The organism is Bacillus sp. S4, assembly GCF_040838205.1.
Lineage (GTDB): Bacteria > Bacillota > Bacilli > Bacillales > Bacillaceae_G > Bacillus_A > Bacillus_A cereus_U.
In genome coordinates this window covers 1-2,641 of record NZ_JBFPJI010000404.1, presented here as the reverse complement: position 1 = coordinate 2,641, position 2,641 = coordinate 1, and the positions used below count along the sequence as shown (strand labels likewise).

Below are 2,641 nucleotides of genomic sequence, written 5' to 3'. Positions count from 1 at the left end.
ATTATAAATATCTAAAATACATGCTAAATCTTTTTTCGTTGCTTCCCTTATCATTGTTTTCTTCCTTTCATAATGCTTATCTTCTAAATGGTTTCATATTATCGGAATTTCTGATTCATTTCCACATACGAATACTAGCTTTTCGGAAACCATCAAATATATTTATTGCAGCAGACAGTGTGTAAATAAAAATTCCACCGCCGATTAACCACGTTTTAAATTCCTCTGGGGACATAGTAAACACATTTGCCACATACGTAATAAATCCTTCGTTAAATAAATGCGAATTTACTACAATTACAATGAATACTATTGTTCCAGCTACTTGAAGAATAGCATTCCCAATTGCCAACCTTTGCGTCCATTGTCCTTGTACTAATTTATAAAGTGATATACCTATTTCGAAAACGATCATAATAACAACGATTGGCCAGTACTGAAGTAATACATCTTGATTGAAAGTTGGCGCGACAAAATTCAGTCCATTTTCAGTACCTTCATATACGCCTACAAGATGATTGGCATAAAAATAAAGCGTTGCCCATACTGCCGTCCACATCAGCCCTCCAAAAACTTCAAACTTTAAAATCGCCTTTTTCTTCGGGATATACGAGATGCTTTTCAAATCATCTGGTGTCCATTTTTTAAAACTTGTTGTTAATGGGTGCGCATCTTTTTCCTTATCCGTTCTTTCTAAAATAGCAAAAACAATTGTTACCCAGAAAAATACTTGGAGACCTACTTCCAATGTCCTTCCAATGCCTTCACCTATCATTTTTAAAATTACATTTAATACCGCCTGATCACCACTATAGCCAATAAAATTTTCTGCAACCATTGAAATAAGCGCAATAACAACCGCAATCGGTATAATCATTTTTAATAAAGTCATATACACATCAAAATAACGTGGTCCAATTAAATGCATCGGTCTATCCAAGTATCCATTAGCCAATGAGACTGGACTCCCTAATTTTTCAAGAACACTTTTTTCATCGTCTTCATTATAATCATCAGGTAACATATCCTCGATTGTTGACCGTAGTTCAAGTATAATATCTTCACGATTTTTTTCAGGTAATCTCTTCGCAACTTCCTCGACGTAGATATCAATCAAACTCATTCTTGTCCTCCTCCTTTAATAAGTTATAAAGTTCTTTCGAATCCTTTATCCATTCCTTTTTCAACTGCAAAAATATATCTAATCCATATTCACTTAAAACATAATACTTACGAGGTCTACTCTCAGTTTTATCCCAACTACTCGTCACTAGCTCCTGCTTTTCTAATCGGCGAAGTAGTGGATATAAAGTACTTTGATCTATCATGATTCCTGATTGCTCCAATAATTGGACAAGCGAATATCCATACTGCGGCGTTCTTAGTTGACTTAAAACCGCTAATGTCAATGTCCCTCTCCTTAGCTCAGTAATTAATGAATTTAATAAAGTATCCATTCATCCACCTCATTTCCATTACTATATGTCATACAGTATGTGTTTTATACTATGTATCGTACAGTATTAGTGTGACAAAAACAATGATTTTTCAAAAAAATATACAATAAAAAGCACAAACGATATGATTTGTGCTTTTCTAGCTAACTTAAATGCCTATATAACACGCTTAACTTTGTACCTCTGGTAATATAAACTCTCCTTTTTCTTTTGGAAATGGGACAACATCTACAATTGCATCTACGTTGATTACTCCGTATACATGCGGATATTTTTGACCGTTAGAAGCAAGTTCATATTTTATTTCTGCTTTTAACAGGGATGGATCAATTGTAAGTAATAAAACATCTTCTTCATGAATGAAATGTTTTTGAGCAACTTTTAAAGCTTGGTTTAATAATGAACAATGAATAAACCCCTCTTTTATAAGTGATTCTTCATTAATTTCTCCCGTTGTTTTCGCGATTTCCCAATTTCTTTTTGTTATTACCTTTGTAATCATTCCCATTTTCTCCCCCGTATCTTTATATAGGAAAACAAGAGGTCTTCTGTTCATTACTAGAAAAGCCTCTTGAATTTGTTATATATTTCTATCTCTTAATTAAAGGCGATATTTCCCCACTATAGAAAATCCATAAATCATGAAGTGATCTCGTACATCCGACATACAATAATTTCGCATCATGTTTTGTATTTTTGTAATGTTCTTCATCAACGTCGATTAGAAGTACGGCATCAAATTCTAACCCTTTCGCCAAGTATACTGGTACTACCGAAATACCACCTTCATACTTACTTTGATCTGCTTCAATGAAGTTAACAGTCAATCCAGCATTTGTTAACTTCTCATATATATCACGGCATTCATCGTCTGTTCTTCCTATTACCGCAATTGTTTTCACATCTTCATTTTGTAGATGTTGTAATGCCTTCACAATTTCAATAAATTGGTCCTCTACCCGAATTATTTTCACGTCTTCACCGCTACGGAAAACTGGTGTAGCAAGCCCTACTGGAATCTCTGCATTTTTTATTATTTCATTAGCAAATTCAATAATTTCTTTTGTAGAGCGATAACTTCTCGTCAATTCATAATAGCCTGTTTCTTGGAATACTTCCTTAAAAGCATTCCAGTCTTCAATTCCTTGATAATCATAAATCGCTTGAGATAAATCACCTAATAT

4 protein-coding genes are annotated in these 2,641 nt (G+C 33.7%); all 4 read right to left on the bottom strand.

Annotated features, from left to right (window positions below):
* Window positions 1-115 precede the first annotated feature (115 nt).
* A complete protein-coding gene (locus AB3X48_RS20800) occupies window positions 116-1,123 on the bottom strand; it encodes an HAAS signaling domain-containing protein (RefSeq protein ID WP_016105079.1) in 1,008 nt (335 codons plus the stop codon).
* Window positions 1,110-1,457, bottom strand: a complete 348-nt coding sequence (locus tag AB3X48_RS20795; RefSeq protein WP_002110296.1) for a PadR family transcriptional regulator — start codon at window positions 1,455-1,457, stop codon at window positions 1,110-1,112. Before AB3X48_RS20795 ends, AB3X48_RS20800 begins: the two co-directional genes overlap by 14 nt.
* Before the next feature lie 169 nt (window positions 1,458-1,626).
* A complete protein-coding gene (locus tag AB3X48_RS20790; protein ID WP_033714784.1) occupies window positions 1,627-1,959 on the bottom strand; it encodes a DUF952 domain-containing protein in 333 nt (110 codons plus the stop codon).
* Window positions 1,960-2,047: 88 nt separating this feature from the next.
* Window positions 2,048-2,641, bottom strand: a 594-nt coding sequence (locus AB3X48_RS20785) for a 3'-5' exonuclease (protein ID WP_367959894.1), incomplete at its 5' end; no start/stop codon positions are given.